This is a genomic window from Bradyrhizobium sp. LTSP885 (assembly GCF_000938305.1).
Classification (GTDB): Bacteria; Pseudomonadota; Alphaproteobacteria; order Rhizobiales; family Xanthobacteraceae; genus Bradyrhizobium.
Genome location: NZ_JYMT01000006.1, coordinates 234,211 through 258,669 on the forward strand (window position 1 = coordinate 234,211; position 24,459 = coordinate 258,669).

Sequence of the window (24,459 nt, forward strand, 5' to 3'; positions counted from 1 at the left end):
TTGTTGTTAGGCGGCACGCACCGAGTTGAGGAACTTGCCGACTTCAAGCTTGAGGCGATTACTGTCGCTGGACAGCGATTGCGCTGCCGACAGAACCTGAGACGACGCCGAACCGGTCTCGTTGGCGCCGCGCTGCACGTCGACGATATTGGATGAGACGTCCCGGGTACCCAGTGCCGCCTGTTGCACGTTGCGGGAAATCTCCTGCGTCGCCGCACCCTGCTCTTCGACGGCGGAAGCAATAGTCGCCGAGATCTCGGACAGTTTCTCGATCGTGCCACTGATCTCCCTGATCGCACCCACCGACTCCTGCGTCGCCGCCTGGATGCCCATGATCTGCTGCCCGATCTCACCAGTCGCCTTCGCGGTCTGCTCGGCCAATGCTTTCACTTCGGAAGCCACAACCGCGAAGCCGCGACCGGCTTCGCCCGCCCGCGCCGCCTCGATGGTGGCGTTGAGCGCCAGGAGATTAGTCTGCCCGGCGATGGTGTTGATCAACTCGACCACGTCGCCGATCCGAGCAGCAGACTGGGACAGTTCACTGACGCGATCGTTGGTTTTGCGGGCCTGTTCGACCGCCTCATTGGCCATCCGCGCCGATTCCTGCACCTGACGGCTGATCTCGTTGACGGATGAGGACAATTCCTCAGTCGCTGAGGCCACCGACTGCACATTGGTGGAGGCTTCCTCGGAAGCGGCTGCGACCGCGGTGGTGAGTTCCTGGGCGCGTTCCGCGGTGTTGGTCAGTGTTCCCGCGGAGGCTTCAAGTTCTGTTGAAGCCGATGAGACGGTTTCGATGATCTCGCCGACCGCGCCATCGAAATCGTCGGCCAGCTTGATCATGTCCGCCTTGCGCTGTTCGGCCGAGCGCTTCTCGGTGTCTTTCCGCTCCTGCTCCATCCGGACCTTGGCCAATCCGTTGTCCTTGAACGACACGGCAGCCTTGGCAATTTCGCCAATCTCGTCCTTACGATCGGTGCCAAGGACCTCGACGGAGAAGTCGCCATTGGCGAGCTTGCGCAGCAATTCGACGATGGCGTGGATCGGCTTCGCGACACCGAACTGGCCAATCATGAAGCCGCCGAGCATGCCGAACAAAGTTCCGACCGCCGCCACGATCATCATCAGGCGCGAGGTCGAGCGATATTCCTCGTCCGCCGCCTTGGCCTGGTCCTCAATGCGCTCCGACAACCGGTTGGAGACGGCCCGGACGGCGACTTGCAATTTTTCCGCCTGCTCCTGGTTTTTCATCGCCGAATCACGCACCCGTTCGGTTTGTTCGCTCAACTTGGCGTCCTTCACCCCTTCAGCGAGGCGATCGCTATCTTCCATGCCCTGCTGATAAGCGGCCCACGCCTCCTTGATGGCGGGCATCATGGCCCTGGCCTGTTCGTCATGGGTTTCGCCGAGTTCATCGATCCGTTCGAGGAAGATCTTGGTCTGCTCAGCGACGACCTTTTTTACCTGATCCCGGCTCTCCGGACGCGGGTCCAAAGCTGCGTGTAACTCGGCGCGGTTGAGCGCGATCACGTTCTGATTGGCGCGAGCCGCGACAAGCGCACGCTTCGACGCAGTGCGCATGTATTTGGCACCCTCGTTCAGCGAGCCCAGCGAGATTATGCCAATCCAACTAATAGCGCCGGCGACAGCGGCCATCAGCATGACGATGGCGAGGATTTTGGTGAGGATACGGAAGTGGGCAAGGAAGGACATTTCAACCTCTATGTAGGGTCACCTTATTCAGAAATCTCGGGCTAATGTGTATCTCTGGTTGAAGCACACATTCGAGGTTCTACATTAAGCTAAGTTTCGGCCCCGTATGCCGGGGGCGGGCGTACAACCGAATGCAGGCAAGCACGTCTCAATTTTCCTTCCTTCGCATCGCTGCAATTACCCTTTCCATTGACGTCAAGGTCGCAGTTTTAGCACAAACGCGAATGCAGTGATGTCCGCCATGCTCCCGTTTTCGGGAGGCTAACGAAAGTGAAACTAATGTCGTTCATTGGACCAACCTCCCATTTCTACGGCATTGGCGTCGAGCTTGGCGCGCACGCTGGCGATCGCGAATTTGCAATCTACCGTCGCCTTCGCCGACACCTCGGTGGTGTCCATTCGCAGCAAACTGTTCGGCGCGGATACCAAGCATTGCAGCCTGCGCTTCTAACGTCGCACTGTTGATGGTAGGCAACTCGATGGCGAGGATCTTGGTGAGGATGCGAACGCGGGCAAGTAAAAGACATCGGAGCATCAACGTCGATGGGTTTGACGAAGCGAGATCTGCAGCATACGATCTATGCTAGACAGCTCATCCAATCGCAGCGACAGCGCCCCTTCCATTGATTTTATTTGTTGCTGCAGTTTTTCGCGCGTATTTTTCGCGTCGATCTTTGCAACGAGACTCTCCAGCGTCTTGAGGCTTTGCTGCATTGAACCAATGCTTTCGCGCAACATTTCGCACATGATCTTAGTCTGTGTAATGTTGTATCTATCTTCTCTTAATGGAAATCCACAAACGTTGGCTATAGCGGCGTCTGTAGGTGCGTCGTCTGCGGTGGTTGCTTTTGTAACGGTTGGAATCCGAAACCTTTCATCGGTCGCTCGGCAATTGATCCGCGCAAGTTCGGACACAGATGGATTTTGCGATGCACAAGGCATGTGACGTCCCCAATAGTTTCAGTCGAAAGTATGTTCGTAACACTCCGATGCGGCGCAGGACCAAGTGACGATCGATCCATCGGCAATCAACGCGTTTTCACTGACGTCCCTCTTCTCCACATCCGGGAGCTAACCAACTGCAACGCAGTTCCAAATATTGTCCACTTGTCTGACCTCAGGCTGCCAGCATGTATCCGGCGAGACCAGCGCCGAGAATTATCAGCGCGCCGAAGCCGGCGAAGATTCGAGTGCGGATTTTCATGTTGCCTAGCTCAAAAAGCAGGTTAGGCTTCGCGGACGCATCGAGGCGAGAGGGGGTAGACATGGCCAAGATCTCTCCAGTTGCTTTCTTGGTTTTGGGGATGTCTGAGGTACCTGCGAAGGCTGATCGGACTTAAGCCACCCGAGTATTCGCGGGGGACTGACTGGTGTCGGCGCTGAAGGCATCGCCCTATTTGGCGAGCTCGCTAGTGATGTACCGGTCTGGGTAACGTGATCGTCCTGATCTAGCTCTGCATTTCCTTCTCCAGTACGTCTGCGCGTACGAGATATCATTAAGGAAAATAATTAGAACGGCGTTAAGCAAAATTTACCCAAACCATCGACCGAATAACAAAAAAAATCCATCTCAGCCGAGATGGTTGAAAAAAATGCGGCCGATCACGCCACCTGGATGGCGCAAGTAAAAATTTTGACCTTCGCTTGCGACACAAAAAAACTGATGCAAACCTCAGGGATCTCACGCCTCTAGCTGGCGCCTCCTCGCGATTATGGGCTTCGATAATCGGGCAATCGAGCTTTTCCAGGATGCGCCTTATGACTTTTCGGAAAAAGCTAGAGTCGTCGGCGACCAGACAAAGCGGAACGAGAACCAGAGCGATCGCAACAGTTTTGCGGAGGCGACTACACTCTCTCGTGACGAAAAGATAAAATGCTATTGCGACTGCCTTCGGGCCAAGGCCGCACGACACCCTTCGCGCAAAGCTGCTCGCAGCTACCGCGGCCGGACGCCGGGCTTTCCTACTGGCGGAAACAAAAGTTCGATCCCTGCATCTGAAAGTGTCTTCTGAAATAATTCTATCAACTCGTCGGACACCGGCAATGCGCCGTCATATTCCTCAAGCCGCCGCACCACCGCCGGCGACACGCGCGACTGCTTCGCAAACTGCTTAACGGACCAGTTCAGAATTCCGCGGGCCGCACGCATTTGCGCACCGGTGAGCTTGGATGGCGGAGCAGAGAGATCGAATCGTTTCTCGTTGTGAACATCGACAGAAATGCCTATCCACTCCTGGACGCTGCCGTCCGGTTTCTGGATAGGCACGGCACTGCACCTGAACCATCGGAACGTGGCGCCGGACTCCCGCAGACGCAAGCCATCGCGCAACATGTCCCGCAGCACGTCCTTCACACCACCATTCAAACGGCGATCGTCGGGATGAATTCTCTGATCGATTTCTTCGTATGTCGGCCGGAACAAAGATAGCTTCTGGGACGCCGACGCAAAGATCGGGGGGATATTTCTGTTCGAGAAATCCGCCTTGAACTTTGCCAACCGGCACACTTGGCCGGTGAGACGCGCGATCATTTATCCGTCGGAAACATTCCGAACTCGACATTGAGAACGATGGCAACCGGCCTCTCGCTTATTTTGGGCGACAAAAGCATGTCGTGTCGCATCACACTAAGCAGGTGGTCGCGCTCCTTGTTAGGGCAGTTCGGCGGGCAAATGCTCACTGAATTTGGTGTCGCGCTTCTTGAGAGACTTGATCAGGCGGCGGGGTTTGTTGTGCTTGAGGACCGTTCGTTCAGGTTGTGGAGGCGGAGATGACGGGGACGCATCCCATAGAAGCGTCGAGATAGACCTTCGAGAAGCCTGCCGCCACATAACCCGCCACCATCGCTCGTCAAGGCGGAGGCGGTAGGCTCGGCCCAAGAGTGAGTAGAGAGAATTCCTGTCACGCCCGCTGGCTCCTTTCCGCGATTAAGGTATCCAGCTCAGCAAATGTGGAGGCGCCCTCCATCGGACCCATTACTGTCACCGTGCGGGCTCCGGCAGCGTTGGCATAGGCCAGCGCTCGATCAGCTGTCATGCCGAGGCGACGACACACAACAAAGGTCGCCCCGAAGCAATCGCCCGCCCCGGTCGGATCGACCTCGTTAACAGAGAACGGCGCCCCATCAACGCAGCCGGCGACGGTGAAGACCTGTGCGCCGGCGGCCCCGCGCTTCAAGACAAGTTCCGCGACGCCTCCGGCGATCAACCGCTGCGCGGCCTGCGCCGGGTCATCCGCAGGGGCGAAGAGGAAGATTTCGTCACCCGAAGGCATGAAGATATCTGTCACCGCAAGGATGCGACGAAGAACGTCGCCCAGCGATGCGTCCCCGAGCATCTCCTTGCGGACGTTCGGATCGAACGAGATTGTTCCACCACGGGCTTTCACCCGCGCGACCGCGGTCTCCGTGATCGTCTGGACGGCAGGAATCGACAACGTCGAGCCCATTACATGCAAGTGATCGGCCGAAGCGATCAGCCGTTCGGCCGCTGCGCTCAATTCGATCCGGCTATTCGCGCTGCGCAGGATGTTGTAGACGAAGTCACGGGAGCCATCTTCGCGATAGCGCACAAAGGCCGAGCCGGTTGCGATGTCCGGTTGAATCGAAATGGCTGAGACATCGACCCCATCGCCCGCAAGGCGCTCAATATTGAGGCGTCCGAAATCATCGTCACCGACGGCGCCGACCATGCCACATGGGACACCAAGCTTCGCGACCTGATCGATGAAGATCGCTGGCGCGCCACTCGGGAACGGGCCGATCAAAGGCTGCGCCTCATGGAAGCCGATCCCTATCGTCGTAGCCATGATCTCCACAAGGATTTCACCGATTGTCACCAGCATTGCATTTTCCCTAGTATGAGCGGTCGCTGCGCGCAGCGCCGCGGCGGCCGCTCAACTCATCCAATTGCCACCATCGACATTGAGGGTCTGCGCGACGACATAGTCGGATTCGGCGGATGCGAGGAAAATCGCTGGCCCGCGGTAGTCGTCCGGGACGCCCATGCGGCCCGCGGGAACCGCCTCCCCAACAATGCGCTTCTTTTCGCCAACTGGACGCTTCTCGTATTTGGCAAACAGCGCGTCGACGTGATCCCACATCGGGGTATCGACCACACCGGGCGCAATCGCGTTGACGTTGATACGACTCTTGATGAGTTCGAGGCCGAGCGACTGGGTAATGCTGATCACCGCGGCCTTCGAGGCGCAATAAACCGTCACATTCGCCTCGCCTCGCCGGCCTGCCTGAGAGGCCATGTTGATGATCTTGCCGCCGCGGCCTTGCTTCTGCATCTGGGCCGCGACCGCCTTCGTCACAAAAATCAGGCCACGGACATTGATGCCGAACTGCCTGTCAAAGTCCGCCTCCGTGATTTCGGACAACGGGCCCATGTTGAAGACTCCGGCATTGTTGACGAGGATGTCGACGCCGCCCAGCTTGGAAACAGTGGCCGCGACCAGCGCGTCAATGGACGCCGTGTCGCGCACGTCGAGTCGGATCGCAAGGGTCTTGCCGGCGAGTTCGACCGCCAGAGCCTCTGCCTTGACCATCTCCACGTCCGCGATGACCACAGTGGCTCCTTCGGAGACATAGGCTCGTACGATCGCCTCGCCAATGCCTCTGGCGCCACCGGTCACAATCGCAATCTTGTCCTTGAGTCTCATCTCGAGATTCCTGTCCTCACCAGCAGCTGTAGCCGCCATCAGCCAACACGATCGATCCGGTGAGCAAGCTCGCGGCATCCGACGCGAGGAACAGCGCGACCGAGCCGATCTCGTCAATGCGTCCCATCCGTCCCATCGGCGTGCCGCCGATCCAGTGCTTGTATATTTCGGGATTTTCAATGCCGAAGCGATTCAACGGCGTGTCGATATAGGTTGGCGCCACTGCGTTGACGCGCAGACCTCGACCGGCCCATTCGGCCGCGAGCGACTTTGTGAGGTGATGCACCGCCGCCTTGGAGGCGTTGTAGTACGATTGGGGCTGCGGCTTGTTGACGATGAAGCCTGACATCGAACCAATGTTGACGATCGAGCCCGATCCCTTGGCCAACATGTGTCGACCAAAGGCGCGGCAACACCAGAAGACGCCATTGAGATTGACGTCGATCACATTCAGCCAATGTTCATCGGCGACTTTCTCCGCGGGCGTGTCGGAGCGCGCGATGCCGGCGTTGTTGATCAGGATGTCAACACCGTGATGTTTGCTCGCTAGGTCGTCAGCGACGGCCGTCACTTCGACGGATTTGGTCACGTCCATCATAACGACGTCGACTTCGAAGCCTTTCGCCTTCATCTCGGCCTGTCCTTCCGCCGCGATCCTGGCGTCGCAGTCTGCGATAATGACCTTGGCGCCGGCCTCCGCCAGAGCCTCGACGCAGGCAAGCCCTATTGCCCGCCCTCCGCCAGTGACGACAGCGCTGCGACCCCTGAGATCGTATTTCTGCATGTACATGGATTTTCCCTTGTCACCGGTCAGCGCTGTCGCGGGTTTGCTCACGCCGCCAGTGGGTGCCGTGCGAGCTGTTCGAGCGCTGTGCCGCCGTGGTCGAACAGATGACACTCCTTGGGGGCGAAGCCCAAGGCCACCCGGTCATGCACCTTGACGAGGCTGTCGCCATCGACCGCAATAATGAACAGATCCTCGGGTGTCGCCTGCACGTAGAGGAATGTCTGCCCGCCCAGACGTTCGACCACCATGACCTCGCCTGAAAAGGTGATCGGGCCGTCGCCTGCCGGCCCGATCACCTTCATATGTTCAGGACGGACGCCGAGGATCAGCGGCTCGCCCTCCTTCAGGCGCGTTGCCGCAACAGGTGCGACCATGCTGGCGCCTCCCGGAAGATCGATGCTGACGCCGCTGCTCGATGGCGCCTTAACCTTTACGGAGCAGAAGTTCATTTTTGGGGATCCAATGAAACCCGCGACGAAACGGTTACACGGATGATGGTAGAGTTCCAGTGGTGAACCGACTTGCTCGATATGGCCGTCGCGCAGAACCACTATCTTGTCGGCCAAGGTCATCGCCTCAACTTGATCGTGAGTCACATAGATCATGGTGGCATTGAGCCGCTCGTGGAGCCGGGCGAGCTCAATTCGTGTCTGGACACGCAGTGCGGCGTCAAGATTTGAGAGCGGCTCGTCGAACAGAAAGACTTTTGGCTCACGCACAATGGCGCGGCCGATCGCAACGCGCTGACGCTGGCCCCCGGAGAGCGCCTTGGGGCGGCGATCAAGGTAGGGTCTCAGCTGAAGCAGATCCGCCACTTTGTCGATCCTGGCATAGCGCTCCTGCCTGGAGACACCGGCGAGGCGCAGCGCAAAGGCCATGTTGTCGCGCACCGTCATATGCGGATAGAGCGCATAGCTTTGAAAAACCATGGCGAGACCCCGAACGTCGGGCGGCACATCGTTGACACGTTCCCCGTCGATCATAAGATCACCCGAGGTGATCTCCTCGAGGCCGGCGATCATCCGCAGCAGCGTTGACTTGCCGCAGCCTGACGGGCCGACGAACACACATAGCTCCCGGTCGGCAATCTCGAGGTTCAAATCCTTGATGATGTTTACGGTGCCGAACGACTTGGCGACGTTCCGCAGGCTGAGTTGCGCCATGGTTTTGCTCCCTTCGTCTTTCGTTACTACTTGACGGCTCCGAAGGTGAGGCCGCGCACGAGTTGGCGCTGCGTCAACCACCCAAACACCAGGATCGGGGCTATGGCCAGCGTCGAGGCCGCGGAAAGCTTGGCCCAGAACAGACCTTCCGGACTGGAAAAAGAGGCGATGAAGGCGGTTAACGGCCCGGCCTTGGCGGCGGTGAGGTTGAGGCTCCAGAACGCCTCGTTCCAACAAAGAATGACGGAGAGCAGCGCGGTGGAGGCGATGCCGGGTAGAGTCAACGGAATCAGGAGAAGCCGGATCTGCGCTCCCGCCCGCGCGCCGTCCATCCGACCTGCCTCAAGGATCTCGTATGGAACTTCCTTGAAGAAGGAGTAAAGCATCCACACAACAATGGGCAGGTTCGACAGGGTAAATACGATGATCAGGCCTGTGCGCGTGTCCAGAAGTCCGGTATCGCGGAACAGCAGATACATCGGCACGAGGACGCCCACCGCCGGCAGCATCTTGGTCGACAGCATCCACAGCAACAGGTCTTTGGTCCTCTTGGTCGGGAAGAACGCCGCTGCATAGGCGGCGGGAACCGCGATGGCGAGCCCGAGCAAGGTAGCGCCGAGAGACTCGGCGAGGCTGTTCCAGGCATAGGCAAAATAATCAGCGCGCTGGTTGACAGCCGCGAAATTTTCAAACGTGGGCGTGAAGAACAGGAGGGGTGGCGTTGTGACCGCGTCGATCTCGGTCTTGAACGAGGCAAGAAGCATCCAGAAAATGGGGAAAAACATCACGAGAGCCGATGTCCAACCAACACCCCCTCGCCAGATTGTTGAGGATTTCCCCCGAATTTTAGCCATGACACCCCTCGTCAATCGGCAAGGTTGCGGGCGACGGTGCGGATCAGGAATGCCGCAACGACGTTAGCGAGAATGATGGCGATCACGCCGGCCGCCGACGCGCCGCCAACGTCCCATTGCAGCAGTGCTTTGAGATAGATCAGGTATGTCAGAGTAGTAGTTGCGTTGCCCGGGCCGCCTGATGTCGTGACAAGGATCTCAGCGAAGACCGCAAGCAGGAAAATCGTTTCGATCATCACCACCACGGATATCGGCCGGAAAAGGTGGGGAAGCGTGATGAACCAGAACATCGATAGCCCCCTGGCGCCGTCCAGGTAGGCTGCTTCCATCTGCTCGCGGTCAAGCGATTGCATTGCGGTCATGAGGATCAAACTGGCGAAGGGTATCCACTGCCACGCCACTATGATGATGATCGAAATCATCGGTGCTTGCGCAAACCAATCGACAACGCCAAGCCCGAGCGAGCGCGTGATCCACGCGAAGAGCCCGTTCACTGGGTGCATGAGAAGATTTTTCCAGATCAACGCGCTGACGGTCGGCATAACGAAGAATGGCGCGATCACGAGGAGACGAGCAATGTTGCGTCCGAAGAAAGCCTCGTCGAACACAACGGCGAATAGGACACCAAAAACGATAGTGAGCGAGAGGACAGAGCCCACGAGGACCAATGTATTCCCGATCGAAATCCACAAGGTCTTGTAAAGGAGCAGAAACTTGTAATTGTTGAAGCCGGCGAAGCCAGAGATCAGAGGGTTCTGCAGATTATACCGTTGGAACGAGAACCACAGGGTCATCGTCAGCGGCACAATCATCCAGATCAACAGAAGGCCGACGGCAGGCGCGAGCAAGGCGCCCGTCCGAGGGGCGCGACTATCCTTGGGTTTGAAAACGCCGAACCCGACCTTGGCGAGTGATGATGTCATCGCGCTGTGGCCAAACTCAAAGTTCGCGCGCTTTCGCGGGCGACGTTGCAGATTGAGCAATCGGAGGCAAAACGGCGTGGTCGCCATGAGCCGGACAACGTCATCGATGATCTTTTCGAAATGTCGGTCGGGATTGTGGCCCGACCGAGAGTCTGGGAGGAAACTCGCACGCTATTGAGCGGCATGGGAGGATACTTACTCCCGCGCGTCGCGCCTACTTGATGTAACCGGCCTGTTGCATGGTCTGCGTCGCGTCATCCTGTGCCGATTTCAGGGCCGCATCTACCGTCTGCTTGCCGGAGAGTGCCGCCGCGATGTCTTGACCGACGGTCGTGCCCAACGCCGCGAACTCGGGAATGGCCACGAATTGGACGCCGGTATAGGGTACTGGGTCCTTGGTGGGATGGGCAGGATCGGCGGAGAGAATCGCTTTCAGCACCATTCCGGCAAAAGGTGCTGCCTTCTGGTAGTCGGGATTGTCGTAGGTGGACTTCCGGGTACCAGGCGGGACCGCGACCCAGCCTTGCGTTTCGCCAACCAGCTTGACGTAGTCCTTAGAGGTCGCCCACTTCAGAAATGATTTCGCTGCCGCCTCCTTTTTCGAGGAAGCCGGTATGGCCAACGCCCAGGACCATGCCCATCCCGCGCCATTCGGAGTGACCTCAATCGGCGCCTTGGCGAAACCGGTCTTGTCGTAGACTTGGCTCTGCTTGGGATCAAAGATACGCCCGGCTCCAGAGGTAGCGTCGATCCACATCGCACAATGGCCGGTCGCGAATGCCGCCTGATTCTCGTTGAAGCCATTGGACGTAGCGCCCGGCGGGCCGTCGTTCTTCATCAGATCAATGTAGAAGGCGATGGCCTTCTTCCATGGTTCTGAAGTCAACTGCGGCTCCCACTTCATATCGAACCATCGGCCGCCGAAGGTGTTCACCAGCGTTCCGAGGAACGCCATGTTCTCTCCCCAGCCCGGCTTTCCGCGTAAGCAGATTCCATATTGTTCCTTGGATCTGTCCGTGAGCTTGTCGGCGAATTCCTTAATCTGGTCATAGGTCGGTTGCTCCGGCATGGTGAGCCCGGCCTTCTCGAACAGGTCTTTCCGGTAGAGCGTGAATGAGCTCTCGGCGTAGAACGGCACGGCGAAAAGCTTGGAGTCAGCCGACAGCCCATTCTTCACTGGCTCAAAAATGTCGGCATAGTCGTAGTCGGCCCCGAGGTTGTCGACCGCGTCGAGCCAGCCCGCTTTGCCCCAGATCGGCGTCTCGTAAGCGCCAATAGTCAAAATATCGAACTGGCCGCCCTTGGTGGCGATGTCGGTCGTGACGCGCTGACGAAGCACGTTCTCTTCGAGCACGACCCAATTCAGCTTGTTGCCGGTCGCCGCCTCCCATCTAGGAGCAAGCTTTTGCATGATGATCATGTCGGAGTTGTTGACGGTCGCGATCGTGAGCGTCTCCGCCCGGGCCGTTCCCAACACGCTGCACACTGCTGCAATGACCACCGCAGTACCCGATAGCGCCTGTCTCATGGCGTTCCTCCGCACGTTTCCACCCCTGTTAATTGCTTTCTTGGTCCGGGATCCCTCCCGACCAAGCCAGCGTCGCACAAAAAGTTCGCGAACGTCAATATCATTCGTAAAGATATTTCTTATCATATGCAAAGAACGCTTCGCGGCGCGCCGAACTCCGATAGACGCGGCGGTTTCGATCGCCAGAGCAAGAGGCGCCATTCGGGTCTGAAGGCTTTTGGTGCTAAGTCCTCCCGAGTTTAGCTCCCGAAAGGAAGCCTCGGCGTATCCAATAACTCGGGAATTGACGGGAGCATGGTTGTGGCGACGGGCAAGATCAGAACAATGGAGGAATTTTCCGCCGCCAGCGGAATTTCGCGACCAACGGTTTCGAGGTATTTTCACGACCCCGCTAGCGTTCGCGCCGCCACCCGCGCGCAGATCGAAGAGGCGCTAAAGCGGCTGAACTACCGACCAAACCTCTTCGCTGTAAACTTCAATAGAAAGCATCCAAAAACATTCGGCATGATCGTGCCATCCTTGACCGACCCTTTCTACGCCGAACTCGTGGAGCGAGTTGAACTTCGGGCGCTGCGACACGGATATTGGACAATTGTACTCAACTCTCACGGTGACCGATTGATGGAAACGCGGGCGCTCCAGACTCTCATGTCTCTGAGAGTCGCCGGCGCGATCGTCGCCCCGCTCGGCGTTCGTTCGGATGGGGCCGCCTTGCATGACCTCGGCAAATCACTTCCCCTGCTATTGCTTGATTCGCGCCTAGACCCGCGGGCGTCGTTCGTCGGAACGGACAATTATCAAAGCGTCTCGCTGTTGGTGGACTATCTCCATCGCACAGGAGAGCCGCCTTGTTATTTCGATATGCCGAACGTGAACCGCAACGCCGTTGATCGGCGGCGAGCTTATGTTCTTGCGATGAAAAAATGGGGATCAGAGCCTAAGATCGTCCCACCACCGACTCAAAGTTGGGCTTTCGAAGCAGTGGGCTTCGAACAAGCGAATCTAGCACTCGAGGCTGGAGCTCTTCCGAGCCGAACGATCCTATGTGCCAATGACCGAACAGCATTCGGCGTGATGGCCGCGGCAACTCGGCGCGGCCTTCGCGTCTCACGTGATGTGAATGCGGATCTGAGAGTGGCTGGGCACGATGACCACCCGCTAAGTCGCTTTGCGACCCCGTCGCTAACCACGGTCGCTCAGGACTTTGATCATATGGCGACCCTTGCAGTCGACATGCTGATCTCGCGCCTCAAGGAACCAAAGAAGGAAAACTCCGACAAAATTCATCTTCTTGAAGCAAAGTTGATCATGCGGGACTCGGCCTAAGGCAGGCTGTGTTCCCGCTCCGAATATTGCCCGCGTATTGTTTCATCTGAGGATGTTACTTTCGCTTAACGGATATAGTTCCGACTGTCGGCCGGCCCGAGGTTGCGTCATTGCTCGCAGGATCGGAGGGACTGGATGACGTCGCGGAGTGCCTATCACACGCAGCGCCCGCACCCAGGGCCGGGATCACCGATCGCGGCCAGTGCTGCCCCCCTGGCCATGCGAGCGATGACCACCTCAGCCGCATTTCGTCCGAGCGATCGCAACATGCGCTGCGGTGCCGGTAGTCTGGCTGCTATCGCGAGCTCGCCCGCGCGGGGTCGCCGCTTGCATGGCCCCCGGCTTCGTTAACGGTGAGGCTTTGCCATCGATGCCCGCGTAATGAAAGCCAATGCCAGCCGCTACCACGGCAAGACACCAGACGAAATCGCGTGGCCTGAACCCGAACGCCGGAGGCGCCCGGTCAAAGAATGCCTTGACGGACTTCATACCGATGCGCCTCCCATTCCGACCGTGATATCCTCCAAGAGCGATCGCTATTGCATTCTACTGCATGCAATAGTATTCATATGAATGAATACGCTGCCTGAAATGGGATATAATTTTATAAGGTACTCGCAGCGTCTGACCTGTAAATGACAAAAGACGGTAGCAACGTTTCAGACGGTCTTCGAAATCTCGGGGCACCAGCACCTTTGATTCCCGAGAATTCCATCGAAGCCTCGGCCAATACGCAAATGGGGGGTTTTCTCAATCACAGACATATCCAGTTCGACAGTTCTAGAGTGAGCAAATCGACAACTTCTCTTCGACTCCTCTCTAAGAAACCCGCCGGATAGTCAATTGCAGCGTACCGACGCCAACCCAACGCCATCGGCAGCCGAACCACCCACCTAGCATCGATGCGAGACTTCAAGATGATTTGCCGCAGAAAACCGCACCCGTGGAGTCTCTTTTAACCGGTGACGAGTAGATTTCAAAACGTGAGCGGCTAAGAGCTCGATGCGCCATTTGTTCGCGAGCCAGCGACGATGCGACAGATAAACTCAGATCGCGACCGGTGGCTCAGCCAACAAGCAATATCTCAATATATGCATCGCCTATTCCAGACTTTTGTCGATCATCTATCGGACGCGCCGGACCTAGAGGCGCTCCGTGATGCCATGGCCAATGCTGCCGCTGCGCTTGATTTGTCATGTTTCGCGTATCTCATCATACCGGATCGGGCGGGGGTTCCTCCGAAACTCATATCAAACTACCCTTCGGCTTGGACAACGCGCTATTTGGAATGCCACTACGAACGGCTTGATCCTGTGATTGCTCAAGCGCTGGGTCATCCAGAAACATTCAAATGGGGCCTTGGATTCAAAGCAGCCGCGCCATCCGAACCGCAGCGGGAGCTGTTTGAGGAGGCCGCTAAGTTTGGTATCCGCTACGGATTCACAGTCCCGATTCACGATCATCGAGGGCCAATCGCTGCCGTAACTTTCGCCGCCGACGAGCGGCGACCTCGTTTCGAACGGTCTATTATTGAGCATGAAAGGGTGCTCCAGCTTATGGCAATGTATTTCCATGCTCATGCCAGACGCAAACTTCTTCCCGGGCAAACCATTGACGGCGTTTCATTGTCTCCGCGCGAGTTTGAATGTCTGGAATGGGCAGCGCAGGGGAAGTCAGCTTGGGACATCGGACATATTCTCGGCATATCTCGGCACACCGCGGCGTTCCATCTCGGAAACGCTAAGACGAAACTTGGGGTACGCACAGTTATCCAAGCCGTAGCGCGCCTAACGGCGTCTAGATCGACACTAGACTGACATCGTAGCAAGGCTCCCCTCCGTACTTGCGGAGGATGCTCCATCGCATCAATTCGCCTTCAATGAGCCAGCTTCAATAGATGGAGATGGTCATGATGCACCTTATCACGCCGAGTTCTTTCGGTGCTTTCAGCAATGAGATTGCGGAAATGCACCGGCTGCGATATCGCGTGTTTAAAGAACGACTCGATTGGGACGTCCAATTCAGTGGCGATATGGAGATTGACGAATTCGACGCACTTCATCCTGCGTACTTGATCCAGAGGGCAAGCGACAATCGCATCCAAGGCTGTGTCCGCCTGCTCCCTTCGACCGGCCCCACCATGCTGCGCGATACTTTTCCCGTACTATTGGACGGAACAGCGGCCCCCATTAGTCCGGCCATCTGGGAGAGCAGCCGCTTTGCGCTCGACCTTCCTCCTGACACGCCGAAAACTCACGGCCTAGCAACCGCCACCTACGAACTGTTCGCGGGCATGATCGAGTTCGGCCTGTCGCGACAGCTCTCCGAGATCGTCACCGTCACTGACGCTCGAATGGAGCGGATCTTGCGCCGCGCCGGATGGTCCTTACGGCGGATCGGTAAAGCTCACGCACTAGGCAGCACCCTTGCGGTCGCAGGATATCTTGAAGTTTCAATCGAGAGCCTAGCGCGTGTCCTTGCCGCTGGTGGCCTTCAGGGTCCCGTGCTCTGGGCACCGGTCGCGCTTGCCGCAGCGTAGACAAAGCTACGAACAATGATGGGCCGTCGGACGGGACTGTTCCCTAATGAAGGAGCGGCCCTGTCGTCGGCAGACTGCGTGGCGACAGCCACTCTATTTGAGTCGTCATCTTTAACTGCAGTGGAGCAAACGGTGGAACACAGGGATCACGATTCCAAATCGAAGAATGCGCCCCGTCGTAGCCTAACATCGGCTGTTGACCTCGTGCATCTTCGATACGCCGTCGCGGCTGCAGATCACGGAAGCTTTCGGCAGGCGGCCGAGGCGTTACTACTTCCGCAAACGAAGTTGAGCCGTTGTATTCGCCAGCTTGAGGAACGCATCGAAATGATCGTCTTCGAGCGATCGAGTGGTGGAGTACGCGTCACACAAGCGGGCCGTGATTTCCTCCGCACGGCGCGGTCTATTCTCGAACAGATGGACTCGCTAATGGCGAGCGCGCACAGCGCCGGCCGCGGCGAAGTCGGCCGACTGGCGATCGGTTTCTATACGTCCCTTTCGGCCGGCAATTTACGGGCAACGCTCACCGATTATGCACAGCGATTTCCGCAAATGCAGGTCCGCATGATTGAGAGTTCGCGGACGCGTCTCTCCACTGCCCTCCGCAATGGCGCGATAGACGTCGCGATCGTCACGGGACAAACACCGCTCCTCGACAGCGAAATCATGTCGCTTTGGAGCGAACGCATTGTAGTTGCTTTGCCAGAAGCTCATCGCCTCGCTGACGGCGAGACCGTCTATTGGACCGATCTGAAGGACGAGACGCTTCTGATTAACCGGCATGATCCCGGACCCGAGATCCAAGACCTGCTCCTCGCCAAGCTTGCCTCACCAGGAGACCGGCCCAAAACACTTTTCCATGACACGAGTTTGGGGAATATTATGAACCTCGTGGGAGCCGGATTCGGTGTCAGCCTTGTGAGGGAATCTGATATTGGCGCCAGTTTCCCTGGTCTGATCTATCGAGAACTCCGCGACGGGATGGGTCCGAGCTGGGTCGGCTACTCCGCACATTGGAGGGCTGACAATGACAATCCCGCACTGGCTAGTTTTCTGAAGATGCAGGGAGAGCGCTATCCATCACCTGCCGTCTGAATCCTGGGCCGTCGCGCCTTTGCGAAAGCACGGTCCGTTGCCATGAATCGCGCCAGCATAGGAGCGACCAGTTTCAGCGGATCCGGGATTGGCTGTCCGGTTTCGCGCGCAAGCACCTCCGCGTATGCAAGCAGATCACGATGCAAGGGTGCGGGGAATTCGACCGTGAGCCTCACAGGCTTGTCGTCAGCGATGGCGCCGAGCTTGAGCTTTGCCATGTTTATGTCCTCACCCTTTGTAAGGCTCGAGCACGAGGTCACGATTGACGATCACGCGGACCGGGAAACCAGGCCGGATCGTGAGCGTCGGCTGTACGTTGAGATTGCGCTGCACGATTTTTTGCCCGGTCTGGTTCAGGCTATCGCTCGCGCCGAGGCGGAGCGCTTGAATGAGACCACCGTTGTTGCCGGTACCGCTATCGGAGCCGGCGCCGAGCTCGCTTCCAACGCCAAGTAGCGTCGACAGCAGCGCAGCCTTGAACAATGCGCCCCAGTGATTGTCGACATCATCCTCAAGTCCGGAATAGCCTGCCGTATCAGCACCCGGTTGACGCTCCAGCACAATTGAACGACCGTTAGGCATGATCAGACGGGTCCAGACCAGCAACACACGTGACTGACCAAACGAAACCTGGCTGTCATAGACGCCGATGAGTCGGGTTCCCTGCGGTATGAGAAGGAAGCGCCCGGTCGGGCTGTCAAAAATGCTCTCCGTCACTTGTGCCGTGATTTGCCCGGGGAGATCTGAGCGAATCCCGGTAATCAACGACGCCGGAATAATATTGCCGGCCTGCACCACGTAAGATGAAGCCGGTGCCTCAATCCTGTCCGGGCTTGCGGTGCGCCGATCGACGGAAGCATTGACGAAGGCAAGTTTGCGGTCCTGTCCGTTCTGCGTGAACGTCTCGTCTGCTGCGGGTTGAGTTGGTTGGGTCGATTGGCTCGACGTGGCCGCAGCAGCACCAACTGAGGCCACCTGACCGGTCAAGGAGGCCGCCAGTTCGCGAATGCTGGTGGAGGCAAACAACTTGCTCAGACGGGCAGCCTCGATCTCCTGCCCGATGCGCTGTTGCTCCCCATCGACGGAAGGGATCACCCCTGAAGGCGCGTTTTGCGCGTTCAGCATCGGACGACCAAGATCGCCGGGTAGCGCGGGTCCGAGCGGCGGGGCCTGGCGGGGCACACCGGCATAGTCCCGCGGGAGGCCGCTCAGTCCGTCAGCCACATTGTGATGATCTGTGGTGTAGAGCTCTGACGGCGCGGATGTACGCGACCGATGGTTCTGCAGCGCCCAAAGTACGGCACCGCAGATTGCAAAGGCTCCGATCGCCGCCCCTCCGGCCAGGACCTTTCGAGAGAGCCTGGTGACGCGGGGGCGCTCCGCGCGCAAACGCATCAATGCCGCCCGGTCTGACTCATTGTCACGTCCAGGCCGAATGTCGGGTTCCGGCTCTGAACTCACCGCAGCCTCCCGTCGGTGCGGCTGATGCGGACGGTCTGCTGATGTTCACCTCCCATGCGGAGCTCAGCCGCGGCGAACAGTCGGTCCACGATATAATAGTTCTGCCTCACGCGATAATTGACGAGTTGACCATCCCCCTCCGGCCCGATGACGAACAAGGGCGGCGCCTCTCCTTGCGCAATCCCGCTCGGCATCTCGATATAGACCTTGGACCCGTCGTCGAATGCGGAGACCGGACGCCAGGGCGGGTTGTCGCCTTCAATCGCGTAGCGGAACCGCAGGCGCGAGATATCGACGCCCTCAACAATTGGCGTGGCAGCCTCGGCACTCGCGTTCTGACGGCGTAGCGCAATCAGTTGGTCCTGCGCATATTGCCAGGACACCGAAGCCATATAGGTCTTTTCCGCGGAGCGAAGCTCGAGAAGATAGGTACGCCGATCAGTGTTGATCACTAAATTAGAGACGAGGTCGGGCCGTGTCGGTTTAATCAGGATATGAATGCGCTTGGTCGGACCTGCCCCACTCTCGGTGTCGCCGATGATCCAGCGCACCGTATCCCCGGCCGCTACCGGGCCGGAACCGACGAGTTGCTCGCCCTCCTGCAAGGCGACATCAGTCACCTGTCCCGGCGCGGCATAGACCTGATAGAGCGCGCCCGGCGAGAATGGGTAGACCTGCACCGCGTTGATGTAGCCGTTGCGGGTCGGCTGCACCCGGGCCGCGGCATTGGCTTTCTCGACTCGTTTACGGGGATCGCCGGACTCCGGCTTCGAAGGCGTGCCACGCAGCGGCTTGAGTTGACCCGGAAGCGGCAGCAGCTTTGGTAATTCGACCACCTCGACCGGCTTGGGTGGATCAGCGAGTTGTACGGCCGGCTCTGCGTCGTCGTAGGAGATCTGCGGCGGGGGTTTTAACGGAACAGCGCAGCCGGCAAGCGCGGAAACCGAAAACAGCAGAACCGGCAATGCGGTTTTGCGAATGGAAGATGATCTCATTGCCCCAGCTCCTTCGACCAGTTGATGGCGTTGACGTAGACCCCAAGAGGATTCTTGCGCAGGCGATCGGCATCGCGCGGCGTATCGATCACGACGGTAAGGATCGCGGTCCAGCGCTCGGTCGCGCTCAGGCTACCGTTCTCATAAGAGCGTTGGATCCAGGCGACGCGGAACGAAATCGGTGAAGCGCGGATGACGCTGGTGACCTCGATGGAGATCTGCAGCTTGCCAAGATTGGCAAAGGGATCGTTGGTCCGCGCATAATCGTTGAGCGCTGCGGCGCCCCGATCCGTGGTGAAGTCGTAAGCGCGCAGCCAGTCTTGGCGCAGCACGATGCCGTCGGCTGGCAATCCGCGCACGTCCTCGATAAAGCGCGCCAGGTGGAACGCGATCTCCGGATCGGCCGGTTGATAGCTGCCGTCGGCCGGCGCCACGGCCTGGGCCTGACCGAGGTGATCGACCTGGACCACCCACGGCGTCACCGTGCCGCGAAGAGATTGCCAAACGAGACCTGACGCAAGACCACCCGATAGCATCAGACAGCCAAACGCCATCAATCGCCAGTTCTTGGCCTGAACGCGGGCTGAGCCGATGCGCTCATCCCAGACTTGTGCTGCCTTTTGATAAGGAGTTTCGGGTTCAGGCATACGCCCGTAGCGAATGGAAGGACGTTTGAACATCAGCTTTCACCTTCGGAGAGATCGACGGACGAACCGCCACCCGCATGATCGGCGGAGCGAACAGAATGGGTTACCGCAGAGGCGCCATGGCTCATTGTCTGCGCGCGCTTAATGCGCGTTGCCCACGGTGGCGGCCCGCTGGCAGAAGGCGACCCGCTGGAAGCCGCACCGTGCCCGTGCGTAACCGCACTGGACATTGCTCCTGCAGTTCGAGGGAGAGGGCTGGCGGTATTTGAAGCTGCAGCGACAACTGACGCACTGCCTCGGGCCGCACCAGCCAGTGCTCCACCTGCTGCTCCCGCAGCGAGCCCGACACCAGCCACGCCCGCGGCAACTACGCCACCCGCAGCGACACCCGTACCGATTGCGGCGCCAGCGCCGAGTTGCGGACCTCCAGAGACAATACCGTTGGCAATACCGGGACCAAAGATACCGAGTCCAAGCAGAGAAAGCGCCGCTAGCACCATCGACATGGCACTTTCGATGGTTGGCTGATTGCCCGCGAATCCCGTTGTGAACTGGGAGAATAACGTCGAGCCGATACCCACGATGACGGCGAGCACCAGAACCTTGACACCCGACGAGATGACGTTGCCGAGCACGCGTTCGGCGGCAAAAGCGGTTTTTCCGAACAGGCCAAACGGTATCAGCACGAAGCCAGCGAGCGTGGTCAGCTTAAACTCGATCAGGGTCACGAAGAGCTGGATCGCCAGGATAAAGAACGCCATCAGCACCACGATCCAGGCGAACAGCAAGACGACGATCTGAACGAAATTTTCAAAGAAGCTGATATAGCCCATCAAGCCGGAGATCGAATCGAGGATCGGGCGTCCGGCATCAATCCCGACCTGTGCGACCCGGCCGGGGCTCAGGAAATCCGAGGTGGACATGCCGGTGCCGGACGCCTTGAGGCCAAGTCCGGCAAAGCTCTCGAAGACAATGCGCGCCAGATTGTTCCAGTTACTGATCAGGTAGGCAAATACGCCGACGAACAGCGTCTTCTTCGCCAGTCGCGCAATGATGTTCTCGTCCGGAGCCCAGCTCCAGAATATGGCCGCGAGAGTGATGTCGATCGCTGCCAGCGTTGTAGCGAGGAATGCTACCTCACCGCTGAGCAGCCCGAATCCAGAATCGATATAATTGGTGAAGACCGAGAGAAAGTTATCGATGACGCCGGTGCCGCCCATCAGTGTGCCTCACCCTGCTGAGGTCCGGCTTCGCGTGGCACGACCCGGTCCTGGCTCTTCACGGGCGCGGCGGGCGCCTTCAGGACCGGGTCGGCCGACGACTGCGGAGATGTCGCCGACCCAAAGAATTGACGACGGTTCTCGGCCCACGTCCGCCGGCAGGCCTCGAGCGCGGCGGTTTCATCGGATGTGATCGTTCGGCAGCGGGCGAGTTCTTCGACGAACGTCTCCGCGTCGCCATGCTCGCGCGGTGCAAGAACCACGGCCTGTTCGCTATGCCGGCTCCGTACGATCGTTAGCGCGACGATCAACACGACAAGGCCGACGGCTGCGATCCGCGTGAGCTGACGAGGTGTGAAGTGAGGCATCATTAGTGGAACATCTGAACAGTGGTGGGCTGGTAACCGACGCCAGGTATGAGGAAGCGACGGAGCTGCTCCCTGCCCTGGTCCTGCGCGGTGGTCCGCTGGGCGGCCTCCAGGCTCTGCGCCCGTCCTTGAGCCGCAACAGCCGCGGTGAGGTCAGCGAGTTGCTGGGCTTGCAGAGCGACTAGCTGATTGCCAGCCTGCGTTGCCTGGAGGGCACCGGTGGCCGATTGACTCGACGTCACAAGCGCCGACATCTGGGTACGATTGGTGTCGAGATTTCCGACAACACCGGCTTGAACTTTGAGTGCGTCCTGAAGCGCGGCTACTGACGTCTGCCAGCGAGATTGCGCGTTTGATATCAGCGCCTGGTTGGATACGGACGCCGATGCAGGCGCGTAAGTCGTCGAAAACGCGTTGTTGATCTGCCCGACATCGTACGCAATCCGCTGGGCCTGGTTCAGAAGCTGTTGGGTGCGCTGGATTGACTGCTGAAGCTGCTGCAATGACGAGAACGGTAGGTTGGCGAGGTTCCTCGCCTGGTTGATCAGGGACTGGGCCTGATTCTGCAGCGACGTGATCTGATTATTGATCTGCTGCAACGCGCGAGCTGCCGTCAGCACGTTCTGCGCGTAGTTGTTGGGATCGAACACCACGACCTGCGCCGAAGACGGCTTACCCACTGAGACGATCGAGAGTGCGATAGCCGACGCCATCACAAGATGACGGATCCTCATGACAATGATCCTCCAGCCGAGAGATTTGGCATAATGTCGGCAGCCCACCCGACGCCGCGGTGCGCGAGCCAGCCGGCAACGAAACTGTCGCGGCCGTGTTCGGCGAGGACCTTTTCGATCGCGGCTTGATCGGACTTGGATGAGGCGGCCGCAAAAGCCAGCGCGACCTTTCCGAGACCGAGCTCGAACAAGCGGTTGCCGCGCCGCGACTGGCAGTAGTAGTCCCGCTTCGGCGTTGCCCGGGCGAGGATCTCGATCTGGCGGTCGTTCAAGCCGAAACGGCGATAGATGTCCTTAATCTGCGGCTCGATCGCCCGCTCGTTCGGCAGGAACAGCCGCGTCGGACAGCTCTCGATAATCGCCGGCGCAATGGCCGAACCGTCGATGTCCGACAGGGATTGCGTGGCAAAAATGACCGACGCATTCTTCTTGCGCAGCGTCTTCAACCACTCGCGGAGCTGACCAGCAAAGCCCTCGTCGTCGAGGGCAAGCCAGCCTTCGTCGATGATGAGCAGGGTTGGTCTGCCATCGAGCCGGCCTTCGATCCGATGGAACAGATAGGCCAAGACTGCGGGGGCGGCAGTGGTTCCGATCAATCCCTCGGTTTCAAACGCCTGGACCTCGGCCTCACCGAGCCGTTCGGCCTCGGCGTCGAGCAGCCGCCCGTAGGGACCTCCCAGGCAATAAGGTTGCAACGCGCGCTTCAGTCCCTGTGATTGCAGCAAGACCGATAGACCGGTCAGCGTGCGCTCGGCCATCGGTGCGGAAGCGAGCGATGACAGCGCGGACCAGAGATGGTCCTTTGCTTCCGGGGTGATGCTGATTTTCTCACGCGCCAGGATATTGGCGATCCACTCGGCCGCCCAGCCGCGTTCGGCCGAATCGTCGATCAAAGCCAGAGGTTGGAGAGCGACCGGTTCGCTGGCATCATCGGACAATGCACCACCGAGATCGTGCCAATCGCCATTCATCGCGAGTGCGGAGGCGCGGATCGAGCCGCCGAAGTCGAACGCGAACACCTGGCTTCCCGCATAGCGCCGGAACTGCAGCGCCATCAACGCCAGCAGCACCGATTTGCCGGCACCGGTAGGACCCACCACCAGCGTATGTCCGACATCCCCTACGTGAAGCGAGAAGCGGAACGGGGTCGAGCCTTCGGTCTTGCCAAACAAGAGTGGCGGCCCATCGAAATGCTCGTCGCGCACCGGCCCCGCCCAAACCGCCGACAGCGGGATCATGTGGGCGAGATTGAGCGTCGAGACCGGAGGTTGCCGCACGTTGGCGTAGGCGTGTCCCGGAAGCGAGCCGAGCCAGGCTTCCACGGCGTTGACGCTCTCCGCCATACAGGTGAAGTCACGCCCCTGAATGACTTTCTCAACCAGCCGGAGCTTTTCGTCAGCAACCCGCGGGTCGTTATCCCATACTGTTACGGTCGCGGTGACGAACGCCTGACCGATCGCGTCCGATCCGAGCTCCTGCAGCGCGGCATCGGCGTCCATTGCCTTGTTATGGGCATCGGTGTCGACGAGCGCTGAGGCCTCGTTCGTCATCACCTCCTTGAGGATTGCGGCAATCGATTTGCGTTTAGCGAACCATTGGCGACGGATCTTGACCAGCAGCCTAGTCGCGTCAGTCTTGTCGAGCATGATCGCGCGGGTCGACCACCGATAGGCGAAGGCCAGCCGATTGAGTTCGTCCAGAATCCCCGGCGTCGTCGCGGTCGGGAACCCGACCAGGGTGAGAACACGCAGATGCTTATCACCGAGCGACGGCTCAAGGCCGCCAGTGAGTGGTTGGTCGGCCAGCAACGCATCGAGATACATCGGGATCTCAGGCACGCGAACGCGCTGGCGGCTGGTCGAGACGGTCGAATGAAGATAGGTCAGCGTTTGCGTGTCATCGAGCCACCGGATCTCCGGCATGAAGCCCTCGACGAGTTGTAGAACGCGGTCGGTGCGATCGATAAAACCGCGCAAAACCTCGCGGGCATCCGCTCCTTCTTGGCGATCGCGCCCCTCATAAAGAAATCGCTCGGCCCGCGCGGCGTCTTCGGGTGGCGGGAGATAAAGGAAGGTCAGAAAATAGCTCGACTCGTAGTGGGCGCCCTCCTCCTCGAATTCTTCTCGGCGTTCCAAATCGACCAGGGCTGAAGCCACATCGGGAAATTGACTTATCGGATATCGGCCGGCAGCATGACGCTGCGCTTCGACGAAGACTGCCCAGCCCGAACCCAGCCGTCGGAACGCGTTGTTCAGGCGACCGGCGACGCCGACCAGTTCGGCCGGCACCGCGGAATCCAGATCCGGACCACGAAACTTCGCAGTGCGCTGGAACGAGCCGTCTTTATTGAGGACTACCCCCTCATCGACCAGCGCGGCCCAGGGCAAGAAATCTGCGAGATGCGTGGCCGAGCGGCGATATTCTGCGAGGTTCATCATGGCT

General features: G+C 59.0%; 24 protein-coding genes. 5 read left to right on the forward strand and 19 right to left on the reverse strand.

Features of this window, described 5'->3' with window-relative positions; all coding sequences use genetic code 11:
• Positions 1-6: 6 nt before the first annotated feature.
• On the reverse strand, positions 7-1,713 hold the full coding sequence (locus UP09_RS05765) for a methyl-accepting chemotaxis protein (RefSeq protein WP_044537066.1): 1,707 nt from the start codon (positions 1,711-1,713) through the stop codon (positions 7-9).
• Between the two features lie 328 nt (positions 1,714-2,041).
• Between UP09_RS05765 and UP09_RS38715 the strand changes: the two genes are divergently transcribed.
• A complete protein-coding gene (locus tag UP09_RS38715; protein ID WP_283805975.1) occupies positions 2,042-2,164 on the forward strand; it encodes a hypothetical protein in 123 nt (40 codons plus the stop codon).
• An 83-nt stretch (positions 2,165-2,247) separates the two neighbouring features.
• Here UP09_RS38715 and UP09_RS37430 read toward each other — a convergent pair whose 3' ends face one another.
• The 10 genes from UP09_RS37430 to UP09_RS05815 all read right to left on the reverse strand — a co-directional run bounded on the left by UP09_RS37430 (position 2,248) and on the right by UP09_RS05815 (position 11,632).
• Positions 2,248-2,628, reverse strand: a complete 381-nt coding sequence (locus UP09_RS37430) for a hypothetical protein (protein WP_156164471.1) — start codon at positions 2,626-2,628, stop codon at positions 2,248-2,250.
• A gap of 202 nt (positions 2,629-2,830) precedes the next feature.
• A complete protein-coding gene (locus UP09_RS37435; RefSeq protein WP_156164472.1) occupies positions 2,831-2,986 on the reverse strand; it encodes a hypothetical protein in 156 nt (51 codons plus the stop codon).
• A gap of 663 nt (positions 2,987-3,649) precedes the next feature.
• The gene (locus tag UP09_RS05775; RefSeq protein ID WP_052832977.1) at positions 3,650-4,243 is read right to left on the reverse strand and encodes a PAS domain-containing protein; all 594 of its coding nucleotides are present in this window, start codon (positions 4,241-4,243) and stop codon (positions 3,650-3,652) included.
• 370 nt (positions 4,244-4,613) lie between these two features.
• Positions 4,614-5,555: a tagatose kinase gene (locus UP09_RS05785; RefSeq protein ID WP_044537069.1), complete on the reverse strand. Its 942-nt coding sequence runs from the start codon at positions 5,553-5,555 to the stop codon at positions 4,614-4,616.
• 51 nt (positions 5,556-5,606) lie between these two features.
• Positions 5,607-6,377: an L-iditol 2-dehydrogenase gene (locus UP09_RS05790; RefSeq protein ID WP_044537070.1), complete on the reverse strand. Its 771-nt coding sequence runs from the start codon at positions 6,375-6,377 to the stop codon at positions 5,607-5,609.
• Positions 6,378-6,393: 16 nt separating this feature from the next.
• Positions 6,394-7,167: an SDR family NAD(P)-dependent oxidoreductase gene (locus UP09_RS05795; RefSeq protein WP_044537071.1), complete on the reverse strand. Its 774-nt coding sequence runs from the start codon at positions 7,165-7,167 to the stop codon at positions 6,394-6,396.
• Between the two features lie 41 nt (positions 7,168-7,208).
• Positions 7,209-8,327, reverse strand: coding sequence for an ABC transporter ATP-binding protein (locus tag UP09_RS05800; protein WP_044537072.1), 1,119 nt, complete (start codon positions 8,325-8,327; stop codon positions 7,209-7,211).
• Between the two features lie 26 nt (positions 8,328-8,353).
• On the reverse strand, positions 8,354-9,181 hold the full coding sequence (locus UP09_RS05805) for a carbohydrate ABC transporter permease (protein WP_044537073.1): 828 nt from the start codon (positions 9,179-9,181) through the stop codon (positions 8,354-8,356).
• An 11-nt stretch (positions 9,182-9,192) separates the two neighbouring features.
• Positions 9,193-10,104: a carbohydrate ABC transporter permease gene (locus UP09_RS05810; RefSeq protein WP_044537139.1), complete on the reverse strand. Its 912-nt coding sequence runs from the start codon at positions 10,102-10,104 to the stop codon at positions 9,193-9,195.
• A gap of 214 nt (positions 10,105-10,318) precedes the next feature.
• A complete protein-coding gene (locus tag UP09_RS05815) occupies positions 10,319-11,632 on the reverse strand; it encodes an ABC transporter substrate-binding protein (protein WP_044537074.1) in 1,314 nt (437 codons plus the stop codon).
• A 300-nt stretch (positions 11,633-11,932) separates the two neighbouring features.
• Here UP09_RS05815 and UP09_RS05820 point away from each other — a divergent pair, with 300 nt between their 5' ends.
• From UP09_RS05820 to UP09_RS05835, 4 genes are all read left to right on the forward strand, one after another.
• Positions 11,933-12,958 (forward strand): LacI family DNA-binding transcriptional regulator, encoded by a 1,026-nt coding sequence (locus UP09_RS05820; RefSeq protein ID WP_502689028.1) that lies wholly within the window; start codon positions 11,933-11,935, stop codon positions 12,956-12,958.
• A gap of 1,091 nt (positions 12,959-14,049) precedes the next feature.
• Complete coding sequence (locus UP09_RS05825) at positions 14,050-14,775, forward strand: LuxR family transcriptional regulator (RefSeq protein ID WP_044537076.1); 726 nt, start codon at positions 14,050-14,052, stop codon at positions 14,773-14,775.
• Between the two features lie 92 nt (positions 14,776-14,867).
• Positions 14,868-15,497 (forward strand): acyl-homoserine-lactone synthase, encoded by a 630-nt coding sequence (locus UP09_RS05830; RefSeq protein ID WP_044537140.1) that lies wholly within the window; start codon positions 14,868-14,870, stop codon positions 15,495-15,497.
• A gap of 78 nt (positions 15,498-15,575) precedes the next feature.
• On the forward strand, positions 15,576-16,592 hold the full coding sequence (locus UP09_RS05835; RefSeq protein WP_245301761.1) for a LysR family transcriptional regulator: 1,017 nt from the start codon (positions 15,576-15,578) through the stop codon (positions 16,590-16,592).
• Here the strand turns inward: UP09_RS05835 and UP09_RS05840 are convergent.
• From UP09_RS05840 to trbE, 8 genes are all read right to left on the reverse strand, one after another.
• Positions 16,571-16,810, reverse strand: coding sequence for a DUF2274 domain-containing protein (locus UP09_RS05840; protein ID WP_044537078.1), 240 nt, complete (start codon positions 16,808-16,810; stop codon positions 16,571-16,573). The two genes, UP09_RS05835 and UP09_RS05840, sit on opposite strands and share 22 nt — an antisense overlap.
• Positions 16,811-16,820: 10 nt before the next feature.
• Positions 16,821-17,987: a TraB/TrbI/VirB10 family type IV secretion system protein gene (locus tag UP09_RS05845; RefSeq protein ID WP_082069995.1), complete on the reverse strand. Its 1,167-nt coding sequence runs from the start codon at positions 17,985-17,987 to the stop codon at positions 16,821-16,823.
• Between the two features lie 62 nt (positions 17,988-18,049).
• Positions 18,050-19,048, reverse strand: coding sequence for a P-type conjugative transfer protein TrbG (gene trbG, locus UP09_RS05850; RefSeq protein ID WP_044537079.1), 999 nt, complete (start codon positions 19,046-19,048; stop codon positions 18,050-18,052).
• Positions 19,045-19,728, reverse strand: coding sequence for a conjugal transfer protein TrbF (gene trbF, locus UP09_RS05855; RefSeq protein ID WP_044537080.1), 684 nt, complete (start codon positions 19,726-19,728; stop codon positions 19,045-19,047). Before trbF ends, trbG begins: the two co-directional genes overlap by 4 nt.
• Positions 19,728-20,915: a P-type conjugative transfer protein TrbL gene (gene trbL, locus UP09_RS05860; RefSeq protein WP_044537081.1), complete on the reverse strand. Its 1,188-nt coding sequence runs from the start codon at positions 20,913-20,915 to the stop codon at positions 19,728-19,730. Before trbL ends, trbF begins: the two co-directional genes overlap by 1 nt.
• A complete protein-coding gene (trbK-alt, locus tag UP09_RS05865; RefSeq protein ID WP_052832979.1) occupies positions 20,915-21,286 on the reverse strand; it encodes a putative entry exclusion protein TrbK-alt in 372 nt (123 codons plus the stop codon). The genes trbL and trbK-alt overlap by 1 nt, the downstream gene beginning before the upstream one ends.
• Entirely contained in the window at positions 21,286-21,996 is a 711-nt protein-coding gene (trbJ, locus tag UP09_RS05870) for a P-type conjugative transfer protein TrbJ (protein ID WP_502689032.1), read from the reverse strand. Before trbJ ends, trbK-alt begins: the two co-directional genes overlap by 1 nt.
• A 17-nt stretch (positions 21,997-22,013) precedes the next feature.
• Positions 22,014-24,455 carry a conjugal transfer protein TrbE gene (gene trbE, locus UP09_RS05875; protein WP_044537083.1) on the reverse strand — a complete coding sequence of 814 codons (2,442 nt, stop codon included), beginning with the start codon at positions 24,453-24,455 and terminating at the stop codon, positions 22,014-22,016.
• Positions 24,456-24,459: the final 4 nt, after the last annotated feature.

Excerpts from the sequence above, each read along its gene's own strand:
- trbJ (WP_502689032.1), bottom strand. The coding sequence starts at position 21,996 with ATGGCGTCGGCTATCGCACTCTCGATCGTCTCAGTGGGTAAGCCGTCT.
- trbE (WP_044537083.1), bottom strand. The coding sequence starts at position 24,455 with ATGATGAACCTCGCAGAATATCGCCGCTCGGCCACGCATCTCGCAGAT.
- UP09_RS05795 (WP_044537071.1), bottom strand. The coding sequence starts at position 7,167 with ATGTACATGCAGAAATACGATCTCAGGGGTCGCAGCGCTGTCGTCACT.
- UP09_RS05800 (WP_044537072.1), bottom strand. The coding sequence starts at position 8,327 with ATGGCGCAACTCAGCCTGCGGAACGTCGCCAAGTCGTTCGGCACCGTA.
- UP09_RS05805 (WP_044537073.1), bottom strand. The coding sequence starts at position 9,181 with ATGGCTAAAATTCGGGGGAAATCCTCAACAATCTGGCGAGGGGGTGTT.
- UP09_RS05825 (WP_044537076.1), top strand. The coding sequence starts at position 14,050 with ATGCATCGCCTATTCCAGACTTTTGTCGATCATCTATCGGACGCGCCG.
- trbG (WP_044537079.1), bottom strand. The coding sequence starts at position 19,048 with ATGAGATCATCTTCCATTCGCAAAACCGCATTGCCGGTTCTGCTGTTT.
- UP09_RS05830 (WP_044537140.1), top strand. The coding sequence starts at position 14,868 with ATGATGCACCTTATCACGCCGAGTTCTTTCGGTGCTTTCAGCAATGAG.
- UP09_RS05815 (WP_044537074.1), bottom strand. The coding sequence starts at position 11,632 with ATGAGACAGGCGCTATCGGGTACTGCGGTGGTCATTGCAGCAGTGTGC.
- UP09_RS05790 (WP_044537070.1), bottom strand. The coding sequence starts at position 6,377 with ATGAGACTCAAGGACAAGATTGCGATTGTGACCGGTGGCGCCAGAGGC.
- UP09_RS05810 (WP_044537139.1), bottom strand. The coding sequence starts at position 10,104 with ATGACATCATCACTCGCCAAGGTCGGGTTCGGCGTTTTCAAACCCAAG.
- UP09_RS05840 (WP_044537078.1), bottom strand. The coding sequence starts at position 16,810 with ATGGCAAAGCTCAAGCTCGGCGCCATCGCTGACGACAAGCCTGTGAGG.
- trbL (WP_044537081.1), bottom strand. The coding sequence starts at position 20,915 with ATGGGCGGCACCGGCGTCATCGATAACTTTCTCTCGGTCTTCACCAAT.
- trbF (WP_044537080.1), bottom strand. The coding sequence starts at position 19,728 with ATGTTCAAACGTCCTTCCATTCGCTACGGGCGTATGCCTGAACCCGAA.
- UP09_RS05785 (WP_044537069.1), bottom strand. The coding sequence starts at position 5,555 with ATGCTGGTGACAATCGGTGAAATCCTTGTGGAGATCATGGCTACGACG.
- UP09_RS05765 (WP_044537066.1), bottom strand. The coding sequence starts at position 1,713 with ATGTCCTTCCTTGCCCACTTCCGTATCCTCACCAAAATCCTCGCCATC.
- UP09_RS05775 (WP_052832977.1), bottom strand. The coding sequence starts at position 4,243 with ATGATCGCGCGTCTCACCGGCCAAGTGTGCCGGTTGGCAAAGTTCAAG.
- trbK-alt (WP_052832979.1), bottom strand. The coding sequence starts at position 21,286 with ATGATGCCTCACTTCACACCTCGTCAGCTCACGCGGATCGCAGCCGTC.
- UP09_RS05845 (WP_082069995.1), bottom strand. The coding sequence starts at position 17,987 with ATGCGTTTGCGCGCGGAGCGCCCCCGCGTCACCAGGCTCTCTCGAAAG.